This is a genomic window from Streptomyces sp. CB02009 (assembly GCF_001905825.1).
GTDB lineage: Bacteria > Actinomycetota > Actinomycetes > Streptomycetales > Streptomycetaceae > Streptomyces.
Window position 1 is genome coordinate 824,945 of the sequence record NZ_LIVV01000001.1, and the last position, 16,677, is coordinate 841,621.

Here is a 16,677-nt window from a genome sequence, read left to right on the forward strand (position 1 = left end):
GCTAGCGGTGCGGTGGTGCCGGCACGTCAGTAGCCTGACGCGGTGACACCGTCGAACAGTCTCCACCGAGCCCTGCACACCGCGGGCGATCCACCCCTCCGCCCGCTGCCGGCTCCGGTGGCGGAGCTCCTCGGGTCGCTCGCCGCGCCGCCGCGGCTGGCCGCCCACCTGCGGGCCGTTCACGATGTCGCGGTGCGACTGGTCGACTGGCTGGAGCAGCACTGTCCTGGCCTCGACGTGGACCGCGACGCCGTGCTCTTCGGAGCGGCCACGCACGACATCGGCAAGACCGTGCACGTCGCCGAGCTGTCCGGGCCCGGCTCGGCGCACGAGGAGGCGGGGCGGGAACTCCTCCTCGCCCATGGGTTCGGCCCCGCGCTGGCCCGCTTCGCCGGGACCCACGCCTCCTGGACGGCTCCCGACGCGACAGTCGAGGACCTGCTGGTGAGCACGGCCGACAAGGTGTGGAAGAACAAGCGCGTCCCGGAGCTCGAGGACCTGCTCCTCGTACGGCTGACGCAGGCGTCCGGCAGAGAGCGCTGGGAGGAGTACCTCGCCCTCGACGAACTCCTCGGAGACATCGGGGACGGCGCCGACCACCGGCTCGCGTTCCAGGCGGCCTTCCCGGTGTCCGGGTAGGAGAGGGTGGGTACGGCGGGCGGTCCGGCTGACCGAAGTCCCGCCGGGTGCTAGCGCGAGGGGAACTCCGGGAGAACCGTCTCGGCGAGTTCGTGGAGGACGTCCTCGACGGGTCGGCTGCCCGGGCGGAGGTTGAAGGAGACATGGGCGACCCCGAGGTCCCCCATGCGCCTCAGGTGGTTGCGCAGGGCACGGCGGCCCGTGCGCAGGCCGAGGCGGATCGCGGCGGCGGGCGTGGCGGGGTCCGCCGTGAGGTCGAGCTGCATCGGCGTGAGGTAGGGCTTGGGGGCGGAGCCGGCGGTGAGTGCCCGCCACTCCCCGGTCCTGAGGGCCAGCGCCCCGAGCGGCCTGGGGTAGTCGAGCGTCGCGTCGGCGTGCTCGGCCACCCACGCGGGCGTCTGCCGGGCGTTCCCGGCGACGGCCAGCGGGACGGTCGGGCCGGTGGGCTTGGGCAGGACGTCGAGCCGTCGATCCGCGTCGAGGCCGAGCGCGGGCAGCGCGAGCCCCTCGCCACGCGGGCGCGTGGCCCAGGCGGCGCGCAGGATCCCGATGTTGTCGCGGAAGGTCCTTCCGCGGGCGTCGAAGTCCGCGCCGAACAACGGGTACTCGACCGGCCTGTCACCGCTCGCGAGGCCGAGCACGAAGCGCCCGCCGGAGAGGACGTCCACGGTCGCGGCAGCCTTCGCGACGAGCAGCGGCTGCCGTAGCGGGAGGACGACGGCGGCCGTGCCGAGCACGGCCCGCTCGGTGACCGCCGCGAGATGACCCAGGTGGGTGAAGGTCTCGAAGACCGAGCCGGCGTCGCCGAAGTGCTCCGGGTCGTGGAGGGGCACGTCACGCACCCACAGGGCCGCGAAGCCGAGCGAGTCCGCGAGCCGGGCGAGCCGGGCGTGCTCGGTGAGATCGGGGACGCCGAAGGGCCGGCCGGCGGCCCGGTCCGTACGCAGACGGGTGGCGTCCCGGTCGTTGTCGAGGGGCAGTTCGAGGCCGAGCGTCGGCCGGCCGTCGGACGACACCAGCCGGTCGAGGGCGGTGGGGGCGGGCGGAGGGGCGGACATCGCGGCTGGTTCCTTCCGGCGGGGGAGGCGCGCTCGCGCGCGGGCAGCGGGTGCGGACCGCCGCCCGCGCGCGTGGCGGGTGAAAGGGGGACCCGGCCCGGGCGGGCTCGGTCGAGGGTGTCGGCTCAGTTGAGGGTGTCGGGGTCCGGCCCCGTGCGCAGACCGCGGTCGAGCCCGCCGAGCGCGCTCATCTCCTCGGCGGAGAGCGCGAAGTCGAAGACGTCGATGTTCTCGCGGATACGGGCCGGGGTGACGGACTTCGGGATCACGACGTTCCCGAGCTGGAGGTGCCAGCGCAGCACCACCTGCGCGGGGGACCTGCCGTGCCGGGCGGCGATGTCCGCGATGGCCGGCTCGGCGAGCACGGCGCCCTGGGCGAGCGGGCTCCACGCCTCCGTGGCGATGGAGTGGGCGGTGTGCAGCTCGCGGAGTTCGCGCTGCTGGAGCGCCGGGTGGAGCTCGATCTGGTTGACCGCCGGGACGAGGTCGCTGCTGTCGAGCAGCCGCTTCAGGTGGGCGGGCTGGAAGTTGGAGACACCGGCCGCGCGGACCCGCCCGTCGGCGACCAGCGTCTCGATGGCACGCCAGGTGTCGACGTACAGGTCGCGCGCCGGGGTCGGCCAGTGGATCAGGTAGAGGTCCACGTGGTCGAGGCCGAGCTTGGTAAGACTGTCGTCGAAGGCCCGCAGGGTGGAGTCGTACCCCTGGTCGGCGTTCCAGAGCTTGGTGGTCACGAAGAGGTCGCCGCGGTCGATGCCGGAGTCGGCGAGCGCCCGTCCGACGCCGGCCTCGTTGCCGTAGATCGCGGCGGTGTCCAGGGACCGGTATCCGGCCTGGAGGGCGTGGCCGACGGCGGCGGTCGTCTCGTCGTCGGGGACCTGGAAGACACCGAAGCCGAGCTGCGGGATCTCCACGCCGTTGTTGAGCGTGACGGTGGGGACGGGGACGTGGGACATGCGTGAACTGCCTTCTTCTACGGGTTCGCTGAGGGATCGCTGGGGGATCGCTGGGGGTCTCTGGGGTTCTCTACGGCGCCGGTGCGGATCAGGGATCAGGCGAGGGCCGCGGTGGCCGTGACCGCGAAGGAGTGGTCCTGCTCGGGCGCGCCGCCGCCGACCCCGACGGCGCCGATGAGCGTGCCGTCGCGGTGCACGGGGACGCCGCCGGCGATGAAGAGGAGCGGGCGGTCCAGGGCCGTGGTCAGGGAGTGGAAGGGGCCGTCCGGCTTGACGAGGTCGACGAGGTCGGCGGTGGGGGCGTTGAGCTGCAGGGCGGTGTAGGCCTTGCGGGTGCTGGTCTCGCCGGAGATCAGCACGGCGCGGTCGTCGCGGCGGAAGGCGAGGAGGTGGCCTCCGGCGTCGAGGACGGTGACGCTCACGGTGACCCCGGCGGCCTCGGCGGCACGGCGGGCGGCGGTGAGCAGGATCTCGGCGTCGTGTGTGGTCAGCGGGGCGACGGCGGTGGTGGTGGTCATGGCGCTTCTCCTGGGGGTGTGCGGTGGGGGAGGGGGAAGAGGAAGTGTGTGGGTCAGTGGCGTACGGGGACGCGGGCGCCACCGCTGGTGTCCTCGGCAGCAGAGGAAGCTGAGACACCAGGAGCACCGGGAGCACGTGAGGCGCTGGAGCCATCGGTGGCATCTGTGCTCGCGGGGGCCCGGCGCTCCAGCGCCGCGGACCAGAGGGCGAGGCCGAGCGCGGCGGCGGCGAGGGCGGCGCCGACCCAGTTGGGTGCGGTGTAGCCGAGGCCGGCGGCGATGACGAGGCCGCCGAGCCAGGCGGCGAGCGCGTTGCCGAGGTTGAAGGCGCCGATGTTGACGGCGGAGGCGAGGGTCGGGGCGCCGTGCGCCTGGTCGAGGACGCGCTTCTGCAGCGGCGGGACGGTGGCGAAGCCGAGCGCTCCGACGAGGAGGATGGTGATCGCGGCAAAGATCTTGTTATGCGCGGTCACCGTGAACAGCGAGAGCACCACCGCCAGGCCGCCGAGGGCTACGTACAGCATGGGCATCAGCGCACGGTCGGCGAAGCGGCCGCCGAGCAGGTTGCCGAGGAACATGCCGATGCCGAAGAGGACGAGCAGCCAGGTCACCGAGCCGTCCGCGTAGCCTGCGACATGGGTCATCATCGGGGCGATGTAGGTGATCGCGGCGAAGACGCCGCCGAAGCCGAGCACGGTCATCGCCATCGCGAGCAGCACCTGCGGGTTACGGAACGCCTTCAGCTCGCCACGCAGGCGGGCGCCCTCGGGGCGGGGCATGGCCGGGACGAGCTTCGCGATACCGAGCAGCCCGACGACACCGAGCGCGGCGACGATCGCGAAGGTGGTGCGCCAGCCCAGGGCCTGCCCGATGAACGTGCCGAGCGGCACGCCGACGATGTTGGCGACGGTGAGCCCGGTGAACATGGTGGCGATGGCGCCGGCCTTCTTCTCCGGCGCGACCAGCTCAGCGGCCACGACCGACCCGATACCGAAGAACGACCCGTGGGCGAGTGATGCGACGACGCGGCCGGTCAGCATCACTCCCAGGTTCGGGGCGAGTGCGGACAGCAGGTTTCCGAGCACGAACAGGCCCATGAGCAGCATCAGCATTCGCTTGCGACTGACCTTGGCCCCGAAGACGGTGAGCAGCGGTGCGCCGACGACGACTCCGAGGGCGTAACCAGTGACGAGCAGGCCGGCAGCGGGGATGGAGACACCGTAGTCGGCGGCGATCTCGGGCAGCAGCCCCATGATCACAAACTCAGTCGTGCCTATGCCAAAGGCCCCGACTGCAAGAGCGAGTAGTGCGAGCGGCATGGCTCGCCCCCTTCCAGAATTGCTTGAGGCATCTCTTTACGTGCCTCGACAATAATTGCACACGCGCTATATGTGCAACCGCAGGTAGCCAGTGTGCTCTCGATGGTGTGGACTGCTCGCGAAGGGGCCCGGGTGCGGAGCTGACCGGTCGGCACCGCATCGGAAGTCGCTGCCCTCCGGGCGCGGGCCCGCCCGTCCCGGTGCGACCAGTGGTGCGGCGGCCAGCTCCTCGGTCACCTGGAGCGGACGCCTCTGTCGCGAACCGAGTAGTCGGCCCTCCGGTAGGGCGGCCACGGAGAGCGGGGGGTGCGTGCGGTGCCGGCAAAGTTCCGACCGGTGCTCGCGACCGTCCCGCTGCGCGCCAGTGCGGACGATGCGGACGCGGCGGTGTGCTGGTGGCCCCGATCCTTGCCGCCTGGGAACGGTCTGGGTCGCTGGTGATTACCGACGGCCGGATGGTCGGGTGGCAGGCCGTCGACGGTGGCTCGGGATCACCGGGGCGCCAGGCCGGGGACGTGGCCGGGTCTCGACCGGAAGCATTGGTCGGGACCCATGGTTGACGTGCGCGGTTCAGCGGTGGCGAAGGGTGTCCCCTTGACGTCTTTGCCTGGTCTGGCGGGCGATGCCCTTGGCCTGGTCGGCGTGCCCATCGGCGGTCATCCGTGTTGCCGAGTGCCCGGCCCGTGCTCTCCTTGGCCTGCGCGGCCTGCGCCTTGGCGTACCCGATGGGTCGCGACCGCAGCCTGCTCAGGATTCCGAGGCCTGAACCCGCGCGGCTCGCCGGCGGCGGCTTCAGATCTCTCCCGATTCTCCGAGGTGGTCAGTCGACGCGAGGTGCGGCGCAGTGGCAAAGGAAGGTAGTGGGTGAGTGGGGAGCCGGGCTCGCGCCTTATACCCACCTGCGCCGCTAGAAAACAGCTGGAAATCATATGCATGAGTGAGGGGTTGTAGGGCATCCGGTGTTTCGGAGGTTGATAACTATGGTCCCCCTGCTTCTTGTTCTTCTGCTCGCTCTGATCCTGTTCGGTGCCGGTTTCGCGGTGAAGATTCTCTGGTGGGTCGCGATCGCCGTCTTGGTGATCTGGTTGATCGGCTTCGTTGCCCGGCCGAAGAACAGCAGCGGCCGCTGGTACCGCTGGTAGCACGGCCTCTCCTGGCGTAGTTCAGGGTCGGCGTTCAGGGTCGGCATGGCGCGTTCCGGATGAAAGGAAAGGGCGGACGTGTAGCGCCGCGAACGCGGGGCAGGCGGTGTCCAGGCCGGAACGCGAGTTCCGTCTCCTGTGTGATGCATCTGAAGAAGGTCGATCGAGAATTACATTCCCGATCGGTTCCCGTTTACGGAGGGAAATCCGAATGACTGAGAATGTGTGGGGCTACCGCGAGACGTCTGGTCGTACGGTCGGAACCGACCTGACGGGTTACAAGGTCGAGGCGGCCGACGGTTCCATCGGCAAGGTCGACAAGCACTCCGAGGAGGTCGGCTCCTCGTACATCGTGGTCGACACCGGCCCGTGGATCTTCGGCAAGGAGGTTCTTCTGCCGGCGGGCACGATCGACCGGGTCGACGCGCAGGAGGAGAAGGTCTACGTCGGCTGGACCAAGGACCAGATCAAGGCCGCCCCGGAGTTCGAGAAGGACAAGCACCTCGGCAACGAGGACTACCACCGGCAGGTCGGCGACTACTACGGGGGCCTCTCGAACCGCCTCTGAGGAAGCCGCAGAGGCGGTGCGGGTGTGGGGCGGCAGCCACCGGGCTGCCGCTCCACACCCATGTCCTCTGCACGCATGGTCACCGTCAGCAGATGCCGCACGCCCGGATCCGGCCGTCGGCCCTCACGCAGGAACGACGGCACCCAGCCGGGACCCTCCGGGCCCGGCCGCACCGGACGCAGAGCCGCCTCCCGGGTCTCGACCTCCGCTATCCGCTCCCTCCCGCACCCGGTCCAGGGGACAGCACAAGCCAGTGCTCCAGGGTCCTGAGCCGCAGGAGGTCGGGTGGCAGCTCGTGGGCTTCTTCGCCCGGAGTTCGGCCACCCCTCGATGATGTGCCTGACGCAACGGGTTTCCATCGAATCCGTACCGGTGGCAGGCCGGCGTGGCACGGGCGCAGTGGCCCAGGGGCCGGAGCCGGGCAGGGGCGGTCATGGCGCGCATCCTCGGGGTCGGGCGGACAGGTGCCGATGCGGCTGAGAGTAGAACCCGCGTTCTGCCCGACCCACGCGGCACGACTGGCACTCCAAATCGAACAGGTGCTCTAATCGGTCTATGAGGTTCCACCCGTTTCCCGACGACCTCGTCACCGCCCAGCGATCCTGGACCGCCACCTACGAGGAGCTCGCCCACCCCCACGCCACCAGCACGACCCTGCTCCGCCGGCGCCTTCTGCGCCTGTCGGTGCAGCTGCACTTCCACCCCTACTGGGCACACCCCCGCCCTGCCGCAGGGCGCGCAGAGCTGAGGCAGCTGGTGCGTGAGCAGCGCGCGAGTAGGGGCCGGACAGCATGACGGGCACGAGCGTCATCTGGCACGTCCGGTGCAGGCCGGACACCTCTCCCGAGGACTACCGCCACGTCCTCGACCTCCTCGCCGGCTTCACCCCACAGCTCCAGCCGCTCCCGCCGCTCGCCGCCCTCGCGCAGGTCAAGGGATCGCTGCGCCTGTTCGGCGTGGGCGCCAGCGAGCTCGCGGCCCGCTTCCGGGTGCGAGCGCTGGTGCAGACCGGCATCGACACCCACATCGGCGTCGCCGACACCTGGGCGACCGCCGCCACCGCCTCCGCCCGCGCCGGCCGGTCCGGGGTGCTGCACCTGCCCGACCACCGCGCGGTCGAACACTTCCTCGCCCCCCTGCCCGTTCACGCGCTGCACGGCATCGGCCCCGCCCAGGCCGCCCAGCTCCAGCGGTACGGGCTGCACACCATCGGCGCACTCGCCGCCATGGACGAGACCGTGGTGTGCCGCATCCTCGGCGGCAAAGCCGGACGCACCCTGCGCGCCCGGGCCCGAGGCATCGACCCCCGCGCCGTCGCGGTCCAGAAGATGCCGGAGTCCACCTCGGAGTCCTTCGGCTTCGACCGCGACGTCTACGACCCGGTCCTCGTCCGTGCCGCGCTCCTGGACCTGGCCGTCATCCTCGGGGACCGGATCCGCAGCCGCGGACAGACCGCCCGCGGCCTCACCCTGACCGTGCGCCTCGCCGACGGCGCCACCACCGAGCGGACCAGACGCCTCCCGCAGCCCTCCGCCCGTACCGAGGACCTGCGCACCGGCACCCTGCGGCTCCTGGACGCCATGGCCTTCCAGCGCGCCCGGATCCGCCGCCTCACCCTCACCGCCGAAGACCTCCGTCCGGCTGAGGAAGGCCCGGGTACTCAGCTGTCTCTCGACCACGCGCAGGAGGCCCGGCTGCGGCTGGAGCCGATGATCGACAAGCTGAACGCCCGGTACGGCCATCGGGTCGCCGGGCCTGCCGCTGCTTGTCGGAAGGCGAGCTGACGCCTGCGAGCCAGGCCCTGGGGCGGGTGGGCTCGCGTGCTTTCGCGCTGGTGTTGATCCGGGGCACGCCTGTCTCAGGGTCCGAAGGGCAACAGAGCTGCCACCGACGATGAGGCGTAGCGGATACGCCGGCCTGCGATTCCGTGTGCCCCGGGCGTACGCCTGCCCAGCGGAGTGAGAGCCGGAGCGGCACCAGCGCGGCGGCCGAGAGACGTGACAAGCATGGTTCCCGAACCGACGAACAGTCACGTGAAAGGGGCCCTTGTGGCCGACAGCAGGAATGAGAAGGCAAGGAAGGCCGCCGGGTCGATCGGACTGGTGACCCCGCAGGACCAGCCGGCGGTGCCCCAGGCTCCCGCGGCCGACGAGACGTGGGAACTTCCCTACGGCACGGCCCGCGTGTACTACGCGGAGGGACAGCGGGGTGTGGTGCGGCCCGTGGTCCTGGCCGACGGGTTCAACCTCGGTCCCAGCGACCTGGACTGGCTGTACGACTGGCTGGAGAACGGGCGCTACCCGTTCGTCAGCCAGCTCCGTGCGCGGGGGCGCACGCTGGTTCTCGTCGGCTTCGACGAGCGCAGCGAGTCCATCCTCACCAACGCGGACACGATGATGGCCGCCATCCTGCGCACGTCCGCCGAGCAGCTCGGCGACGCCCGGCTGATGGTCGGCGGGTTCAGCATGGGCGGCATCGTCGCCCGCTACGCGCTGGCCAAGATGGAGACCCAGCGCATCGACCACCGCGCCGGCGTCTACGTGTCGTTCGACAGCCCGCACCGCGGGGCGTGGGTCCCGATCGGCCTCCAGGCGTTCGCGCACTACCTCGCCAAGACCGGAGACGACACCTACCTGAGGCAGATCAGCAGCCCGGCCTCGCAGCAGATGCTCTGGCGCTACCTCGACGCACTCGACGCCACCCCCGCCGAGAGCCCCCTGCGCACCCGGTTCAAGGAGCAGCTGCAGCAGGTGGGCGGCTGGCCCCGGATCCCGCGCCTGATCGGCGTCGCCAGCGGACGCGGCGACGGCGTGGGCAACGGCGTGGAGGCCGGGAAGGAGACGCTCAGCTGCGCCGGGCCGCTCTTCGCGGGCACCCGCTTCCTCGCTCAGTCGCAGGGCAAGAAGGCGCAGGTCGCCGCCCTCGACGGTGTCCTCGGCGGGCCGCACACGATCACCACCGACGACTTCCCCGAGTTGGACGGGGCTCCGGGCGGCACCCTCGAATCGTTCGGCATCATCGCCGACGCCCTCACCGGCGTGGGTGAGGAGGTCGAGGCGACCCACCGGTCGGTGTGCTTCGTGCCGTCCGTCAGCGCCGTCTCCGTGCGCGACCTGGACCGGCACGACGACCTCTACACCAACATCGACGAGCTGGACCCGGACCAGTCCGAGCTCGACGACTTCCTGCTCTCCGCCGACAACGACCCGCACACCCTCATGACCCCCGACATCGGCGAGTGGGTCCTCGACCGGCTGCCCGACTAAACACCCCAGGTGGCGCCCGGCCAGCGCACCGACGCCGGCGGCGTGCCAGCCGTACCCGATGAGCCGGCAGGTCCATCTGCCCACGACACCGGGTACGGCCCGCAGCGGCGCCCGTTCGACCAGCGGAAGCACCGCCCCTCCGGGGTGGGAAAAACCACGCCCGGCCCCCTGCATCCCCAGTCAGGGGGCCGGACGCAACGAATGTTTCTGCATCTTCCCGGCGTGGCTCGGTGGTGAGCCGTACCGCCGTCGAGCGCAGCGGTCGAGGAACCGGCGGTAGGCCGTTGCCCTGAGCCGTGATATAGGGATGACAGGTCACGGGCACCAGGGAAGCGGTTCAACGACCAGTTCGGCCTGACCTCCCACCACGCACGCTAGTGGCCGGCAGGACCGTACTGTCCGACGCCTCCTCCGATGGAACTGCGGTCTCTCTGGTTCCGGGACAGTGGCGAAACGACCCATGTCAGTGCTGTGCTGTTCACTTGGCCGCATGGACGCCCCAGCTCTGCGCACCCGTCTGAACGACGCCTGCCGCGCGCCCGAATTGCACTGCCCACAGCCCAGTCATGGCGCAGGGCACGTCTGTGTGCCCAGCGACGCGGAGGATCTGGCCGAGCTCGAGCGCATCGCCGCGGACGTGATCGACGGGACGAGTCTGCCCGTACGCGCGTGGGTCGTCGGAGGTATGGCGGCAGGGGCGCCCGACGGTCCGCCGGTGGGCGGGGAGCAAGGGATCCCCGTCGGCGGGGAGGGCGGGCTGCTGGAATTGCGCGGGTGGGTGCTGGCCGAGCACTGGTTCGGATACGGCGTGACGGCCACCGCCGATGGCCCGCGCCGCGTCGTGATCCTCGCCCGGCGCGCGTTCACCCGCCCGCCCGGCGTCGGGTGGGCTGCGTTGCTGCGGGAGGCCACCGGGTGGACGGAGCCCGATCGGCGCGGCGTCGACTGGGCCGCGACGGAGGCCGCGCTGGGCACCGCGCTGCCCGGTGACTACAAGGACATCGTCGACGCCTTCGGCCCGGGCAGCTTCGACGAGTACCTGGACCTGCTGGTGCCGGGTGCGCTGGGCACGGATCTGGTCTCCTGGGGCCAGGACATGGCGCGGTACGCCGACCTGTACCGGCCGTACCCCGTCCACCCCGCGCCCGGCGGCGTGCTCACATGGGGGATCTCCGAACAGGAGCTGAGCTTTCACTGGCTGACCGGACCGGAAGATCCCGACGACTGGCCGGTCCTGGTGCAGTACCTGGGCGGTGAGTGGCAGCGCTTCGACTGCGGCACCGGCGAGTTCGTGCTGCGCCTGCTCACCGACCGCACCCCGCCGTTCGCCTTCCCGCCCTCCGCCGGACCGTTCCCCCACTGGTTCGCTTCATCGGAGCTGCCGGAACACTGAGCCCTGCCGAAAGGCCCGCCAGGCCGTTTGAGCCGGTTGATCGCCCGTTCTACGGTGTTCTGCTTCTCGTAGCGGTCTTCACCGAGGCACGGTCTTCGGAGCCGTGACGCAGTCAATGCGACGGGTATTCGTGGCCGTCACCCGCCCCACGCACCTGCGCCCGGACCGGAATCGACGGTGTTCTGGTGACGAGACCTTCGCTGCCGCCATCTGGATGGTCGTCATTGCTCCAGAGCGGTGAGCACCTTGCTTCACGGCCGGCGAATCGGGGCGTCGAATCCTGCTGCTCTGCTGCTCGGCTGGGATTGTCCAGCAGAACCTCGTTTCCTGAGCGGCCGGATCGGGTACTCAGTGCCGGGCACGGAGAGCCTTGGCTAGGTCAGGAAGTCTCTTTCAGAATGTGATGCGGAACAAGGGAGAGGATCGGTGCGTGCGGACACGAATCAGCCCGGTGCTAGTCGCGGACGCGGGATCATCCAGTTTGCGTCTGACGGTCTTCGGGGACGGCGGTGAGGTTCTCAACGAACATCACAGCGAATCTCCTCCTGGCGAGAGCGCATTCGGTTCGCTTCGGCAATTGCTGAGGGAGGGGCCGGCTCCTGCGGCCGTGGGCCACCGCATCGTCCACGGTGGCTCGGAGCTGTGCAGCCACGCCCTGCTCGATGACGACGTGCGTGTCCGCTTGGATCGGGTGGCGAGACTCGCGCCGCTGCACGTCCCGCAAGCCTTGACCGTTCTGGACGCGGCCCGGGACCTGCTGCCCGGCGTCCCGCACGTGGTCTGTTTCGACACGGTGTTCCACTCCGGCCTGCCGGCTGCGGCTCGGGAGTATGCCGTGCCTGCCGGCTGGCGCGAGGCCTACGGACTGCGCCGTTACGGCTTCCACGGTCTGTCCTACGCCTGGGCGCTGGCACGCACCGCTGAACTCCTCGGCCGACGCCCGGAGCAGCTGCACGTGGTGATGGTGCACCTCGGCGGCGGCTGCTCGGCCTGCGCGGTGCGCGCAGGACGCAGTGTCGATACCACGATGGGCTTCACACCCTTGGAGGGTTTGGTGATGAGTCGCCGCAGCGGCAGCGTCGACCCTGGTGCACTGACCTGGTTGATGAAACAGAAGAACGTGTCGGCCGACGAGATCGAGGACGCTCTCAACCACGAGTCCGGCCTCCTCGCCCTCTCCGGTACTTCGGACGACACGCGCGACCTGGTCCGCAGCCGTGCGGCGGGCGACGAGCGTGCCGCACTCGCTCTCGACGTCTTCACCCACCACTGCCGTCGCGGTATCGCCGGGATGGCCGCATCTCTGAGCCGTCTGGACGCCCTGGTCTTCACCGGTGAGATCGGTGAGGATCAGCCTGAGGTACGTGAAGAGGTGTGCGCCCGGCTGTCCGTGTTCGGCCTCACGGGCGGGCTGCGACCAGTGGTCCCCGAACAGCCCGAGATCGTCAGCGCGCCCGACGCACGCGTTCCCGTCGTTGTCGTTCCCACCGGAGAGGCTCGACAGATCGACCTGGAGACCCGTGCTCTCCTGGTTCAGGGCTGACCGGGCCTGATGTCACTGCCCCTCACCGACAACCAGGGATGTCACGCGGGCGGAGTCCGGATCCGATGTCCGTAAAACGTAAAACGGAGAACGGAGAACGGAGAACGGCCGAAGCAGCAGACCTCCCCGACCTCCCTCGTCAGCCGGATCCGCCCAGCACGATCCTCCACACTCGGGTCGCCACCTGGAGGTTCAGACGGTCTTCGACGTTCGCGAGGTCGTTGCCGCTGATCTCGCGGATGCGCTGCAGCCTGTAGCGCAGTGTGCTGCGGTGGATCGAGAGGGACGCGGCGGCCTCGTCGTAGTTGCCGCCGCAGTCGAAGTACCGGGAGAGGGTCTCCACCATGGTCGCGTGATGGCGGGAGTCGTAGTCGATGAGCTGCCCGAGCCACTCGTGGACGAACGCCTCCAGCTCCCGGTGATCGGCGCCGGGTCCCAGGATGCGGTACAGGCCGAGCTCGTCGAAGAAGGTCGTGCCGTAGCGCTCGCGGGAACTGAGGCGCGCGTCGAGGGCGCGCTGTGCCTCCTGGTAGCGGTGGGGGATGTCGGGCACGGAGTCGGAGGGGGAGCTCACCCCGATCGTCCCGGACCGCGTTCCGGTCTCCCGGGCGAGCGCCTCGTGGAGCGCGCGAGCGGGCGGCCTGTCGTCGGCGACCAGGACCACGTGATCGGAGCGTCGGGTCAGCAGCGAGCGCATGCCGACGGCAGAGGCCGCCCGGCCCACAGCCCGGGCGAAGGAATCGTCTGCCGTCCGGTTCGACCACTCCACGACGACGACGTAGTGGCTGCGGCGCAAATCGTGTCCGACCGCCTCGGAGCGGGCGTAGGCGCTCGCGGCGTCCGTCCCCGCCAGGAGGTCGTCGACCAGCTCTCGGTGCAGTCTCAGCTCCACTTCGGCCAGGTTGCGCACGTGCGTCAGCTCCAGGGCGAGCGACGCGGCGGCGTGCTCCAGCGCGAAGGCGGTGTGTCCGTCGGCCTGATCGAGGGCGTCGACCAGTGCCAGTACGCCCAGGATCTCGCCGTGTGGACGTACCAGAGTGACCAGCCGGTCCTCGATCCGTACGGGGCCGACCTCCCGGGCGACGGAGTGCAGCATGAGGTCCTGGTGGGCGGGGTCCGGTTCCGGGTAGGGGTCGGGCCGACCGGGACCTGACCAGGCCTTCAGCCGTCCGAAGCGGTCTTCGACCAGCGCCGGAAGTCCGGTGAGCTGGTGCAGTGCGCGGGTGACGGCCTCCTCACCGCCGCCTGATGCGGCGATGTCGGCCATGAGCGCGTGAACGGCTCGCTGGTTCCCCAACTCAGCCGCCACCGAGATCAGCTGCTGCTGAAGGGTGGCACGTTCCTCCCTGACCCGGTGGAGCTCCAGCGCGTCCTCGCGCCGGCGGCGCTGCGCGAAGGCGACGGACAGGGCGGCCGCGGTGTGCCAGATCAGCATCGCGAGCAGGGACCGTTGGGCCCCCGTCGGCCGCGCTACGGAGGTCACCACCAGATACCCGTGAAGTCGCTCCGTCCCGCGCAGCCCGAGGGCCCACCCCCAGGCTCTGTCGGGGACGGCCACCGGCCCGTCCCGCCCCTCCAGTTCCCGGACACTCCGGTCGACGGATACGGCGTGGGTGTGATCGTTCCTCGGGCTGGGGACCAGATCGCCGTCGACCTGGAGGTATCCGGCTTCCGCACAGTACGGCCCGGCGTCGGCTATGTGATGCATGGCCAGGCGCAGGATCTCGCCTTCACTCGCGGCTTCGAACAGGGCGCGGGAGAAACCCGTCATGGAGTGGAGGGCATGCCCGATCGGTCCGGTAGCGGGCGGGAGCGTCTCCTCCCGTGCGCCCGGAGGGTGCCGCCCGGCGCTCTTCGGCGGAAGGCTGCCCTCCCCGTCGGAGCAGCGGCCGTGAGCGTTCGGTGATCGGCTGCCGTTCATGGGATCACTCCGATCTCCCCGGATCTCCGGGGAGGCGATCGCTACTAACACTACCCACTGGGGGGTGACTCAGCCGAGATGCCCAGAATCCCCCTCTCGTGCTCGTGGGGCTACTCGGCGCGCGCACTTCTGGCTCGTCGGGAGAAGGCGCCGAGCCATCCGGCCGACCATCCTGGACAGGGTCTGGCAGCCTCGGCGGCCACCGGCTGGAAGCACCGCGCGATGACCGGGTGACCTCTCCCGCGCTGCGGCGCGGCCGCCGGCACTGCGCTTCGCTCAGGTTCCTGTAGCCGAGCCGGTACGGGGTCGCCGCGGACCAGAAGGTCGCGGACGAGGCTGAACAGCTGGTCGGCAGGTCGGCACTCTGCCTGTCACCGGTTGGGATTCCACTTGTACCCGAACGAGCGTGATCCGGAGAGTCGGCGCAGGACCGCCGCACCGGGAGGAGGATTCTCATGGCCAAGGCAGTGGGCATCGATCTGGGTACCACGAACTCGGTGATCGCCGTGTGGGAGGGCGGCGAGCCCTCCGTGGTGCCGAACAGCGAGGGTAACCGCACGACACCGTCCGTGGTGGCCTTCACCGACACCGGCGAGCGTCTGGTGGGCCAGTTGGCCCGGCGCCAGGCGATCCTCAATCCCAAGGGGACCATCTACTCCGCCAAGCGGTTCATCGGCCGGCACTTCGACGAGATCTCCGAGGAGGCCAGGGCGGTCGCGTACGACGTCGTCGAGGGCGACGGCGGGGCGGCCCGCTTCAAGGTCCGCGACACGTTGTACGCGCCTGAGGAGATCAGCGCCCAGGTGCTGCGCAAGCTCACCGCGGACGCCTCCAAACAGCTGGGGGAGCGGGTCACGGAGGCGGTCATCACGGTGCCCGCCTACTTCAACGACGCCCAGCGCACGGCCACCAAGGACGCCGGCCGGATAGCCGGACTCGAGGTGCTGCGGATCATCAACGAGCCGACGGCCGCAGCCCTCGCGTACGGCATGGACAAGCAGCACCACGAGACCGTCCTCGTCTTCGACCTGGGCGGCGGGACCTTCGACGTGAGCATCCTCGACGTCGGCGACGGTGTGGTGGAGGTGCGCTCCACCGCCGGTGACAGCCACCTGGGCGGCGACGACTTCGACCGGCGCCTGGTCGATCACCTCGCGGACGGCTTCCAGAAGGAGAACGGCATCGACCTGCGCAAGGACCCGCAGGCGTTGCAGCGACTCTTCGAGGCGGCTGAGAAGGCCAAGACCGAACTGAGTTCGGTGACGCAGACCCAGGTCAGCCTGCCGTTCATCACCGCCGACGCCTCCGGACCCAAGCACCTCACCGACTCGATCATGCGGTCCACCTTCGAGCAGATCACCGGAGACCTGGTGGAGCGGTGCCTCGGACCGGTCCAGCAGGCCATGACCGACGCCAAGGCCGGCGAGAGCGACATCGACGAGGTCATCCTCGTCGGCGGGTCCACCCGCATCCCGGCCGTTCAGGCCCTGGTGCGCAGGCTGACCGGCGGCAAGGAACCCAACATGAGCGTCAACCCCGATGAGGTCGTGGCCTTGGGCGCCGCGATCCAGGCCGGGGTGCTCAAGGGCGAGGTCAAGGACGTCCTGCTGCTCGACGTCACCCCCCTGTCGCTTGGAGTCGAGACACGTGGCGGCGTGATGACGAAGATCATCGAGCGGAACACCACGATCCCGGTGCGCCGCTCCGAGACCTTCTCCACCGCTGAGGACAACCAGCCGGCCGTCGACATCGTCGTCCTCCAGGGTGAGCGAGAGCTTGCCGCCGACAACCGGGTGCTGGGGCGGTTCCAGCTCACCGACATCCGGCCGGCGCCGCGGGGCGAACCCCAGGTCGAGGTCACCTTCGACATCGACGCCAACGGCATCCTCAACGTCACGGCCTCCGATCGGGACAACGGCAAGGAACAGGGCATCACGATCAGTGAGAGCTCCAACCTGGACCGCAGCGAGGTCGAACGCATGGTCCAGGAGGCCGAGCGGCACCAGGGGCAGGACCAGGCGCTCCGCGAGGCCGTCGACGCCCGCAACGAGCTCGACGCTGTCGCGTACCAGGTCGAGAAGCGCCTCACGGAACTGGGCGACGCGGCGCCCGCGCACGAGAAGGCACGCGCCGAGATGCTCGTGTCCGATGCCCGGGCGGCGGTCAAGGAAGAGGCGGACGTCGAGCGTGTGCGGCCCCTGACCTCCGAACTCCAGCAGCTGCTCGCCGGCCTCGCGGCTCACCAGGGTGCGGCTGACACGGGCGGCCCCGGGCAGGACGCCACCACCGGCGGTCCCACGACCGGCAGTGACGGTGACGACGACGTCATCGACGCCGAGTTCGACAAGGACTGA

14 protein-coding genes are annotated in these 16,677 nt (G+C 70.3%); 9 read left to right on the forward strand and 5 right to left on the reverse strand.

Annotation, left to right across the window (positions count from 1 at the left end):
• Positions 1 to 42: 42 nt before the first annotated feature.
• Positions 43 to 639, forward strand: a complete 597-nt coding sequence (locus tag AMK27_RS03655) for an HD domain-containing protein (RefSeq protein WP_073902548.1) — start codon at positions 43 to 45, stop codon at positions 637 to 639.
• A 50-nt stretch (positions 640 to 689) separates the two neighbouring features.
• On the opposite strand, the gene AMK27_RS03660 is transcribed toward AMK27_RS03655, so the two are convergent.
• The 4 genes from AMK27_RS03660 to AMK27_RS03675 form a co-directional block, all read right to left on the reverse strand.
• On the reverse strand, positions 690 to 1,697 hold the full coding sequence (locus AMK27_RS03660; protein ID WP_073902549.1) for a TIGR03571 family LLM class oxidoreductase: 1,008 nt from the start codon (positions 1,695 to 1,697) through the stop codon (positions 690 to 692).
• A 125-nt stretch (positions 1,698 to 1,822) separates the two neighbouring features.
• Positions 1,823 to 2,653 (reverse strand): aldo/keto reductase, encoded by an 831-nt coding sequence (locus AMK27_RS03665; RefSeq protein ID WP_073902550.1) that lies wholly within the window; start codon positions 2,651 to 2,653, stop codon positions 1,823 to 1,825.
• 95 nt (positions 2,654 to 2,748) lie between these two features.
• Positions 2,749 to 3,171: a GlcG/HbpS family heme-binding protein gene (locus AMK27_RS03670; protein WP_073902551.1), complete on the reverse strand. Its 423-nt coding sequence runs from the start codon at positions 3,169 to 3,171 to the stop codon at positions 2,749 to 2,751.
• Between the two features lie 53 nt (positions 3,172 to 3,224).
• Positions 3,225 to 4,490 (reverse strand): MFS transporter, encoded by a 1,266-nt coding sequence (locus AMK27_RS03675; protein WP_073902552.1) that lies wholly within the window; start codon positions 4,488 to 4,490, stop codon positions 3,225 to 3,227.
• A 980-nt stretch (positions 4,491 to 5,470) separates the two neighbouring features.
• On the opposite strand from AMK27_RS03675, the gene AMK27_RS03680 reads away from it, so the two are divergent.
• From AMK27_RS03680 to AMK27_RS03710, 7 genes are all read left to right on the forward strand, one after another.
• Positions 5,471 to 5,632 carry a hypothetical protein gene (locus tag AMK27_RS03680; protein WP_055599654.1) on the forward strand — a complete coding sequence of 54 codons (162 nt, stop codon included), beginning with the start codon at positions 5,471 to 5,473 and terminating at the stop codon, positions 5,630 to 5,632.
• Between the two features lie 211 nt (positions 5,633 to 5,843).
• On the forward strand, positions 5,844 to 6,200 hold the full coding sequence (locus tag AMK27_RS03685; protein ID WP_073902553.1) for a PRC domain containing protein: 357 nt from the start codon (positions 5,844 to 5,846) through the stop codon (positions 6,198 to 6,200).
• A gap of 555 nt (positions 6,201 to 6,755) precedes the next feature.
• Positions 6,756 to 6,995, forward strand: a complete 240-nt coding sequence (locus AMK27_RS03690; RefSeq protein WP_073902554.1) for a hypothetical protein — start codon at positions 6,756 to 6,758, stop codon at positions 6,993 to 6,995.
• Positions 6,992 to 7,984, forward strand: coding sequence for a DNA polymerase Y family protein (locus tag AMK27_RS03695; RefSeq protein WP_073902555.1), 993 nt, complete (start codon positions 6,992 to 6,994; stop codon positions 7,982 to 7,984). The genes AMK27_RS03690 and AMK27_RS03695 overlap by 4 nt, the downstream gene beginning before the upstream one ends.
• 264 nt (positions 7,985 to 8,248) lie before the next feature.
• Complete coding sequence (locus AMK27_RS03700) at positions 8,249 to 9,466, forward strand: esterase/lipase family protein (protein WP_073902556.1); 1,218 nt, start codon at positions 8,249 to 8,251, stop codon at positions 9,464 to 9,466.
• 586 nt (positions 9,467 to 10,052) lie between these two features.
• Complete coding sequence (locus AMK27_RS03705; protein ID WP_073902557.1) at positions 10,053 to 10,859, forward strand: hypothetical protein; 807 nt, start codon at positions 10,053 to 10,055, stop codon at positions 10,857 to 10,859.
• Between the two features lie 430 nt (positions 10,860 to 11,289).
• Complete coding sequence (locus AMK27_RS03710) at positions 11,290 to 12,402, forward strand: acetate/propionate family kinase (RefSeq protein WP_241847290.1); 1,113 nt, start codon at positions 11,290 to 11,292, stop codon at positions 12,400 to 12,402.
• Between the two features lie 139 nt (positions 12,403 to 12,541).
• Here AMK27_RS03710 and AMK27_RS03715 read toward each other — a convergent pair whose 3' ends face one another.
• The gene (locus AMK27_RS03715) at positions 12,542 to 14,173 is read right to left on the reverse strand and encodes a PucR family transcriptional regulator (RefSeq protein WP_241847291.1); all 1,632 of its coding nucleotides are present in this window, start codon (positions 14,171 to 14,173) and stop codon (positions 12,542 to 12,544) included.
• A 605-nt stretch (positions 14,174 to 14,778) separates the two neighbouring features.
• On the opposite strand from AMK27_RS03715, the gene dnaK reads away from it, so the two are divergent.
• Positions 14,779 to 16,677, forward strand: coding sequence for a molecular chaperone DnaK (gene dnaK / locus AMK27_RS03720; RefSeq protein WP_073902559.1), 1,899 nt, complete (start codon positions 14,779 to 14,781; stop codon positions 16,675 to 16,677).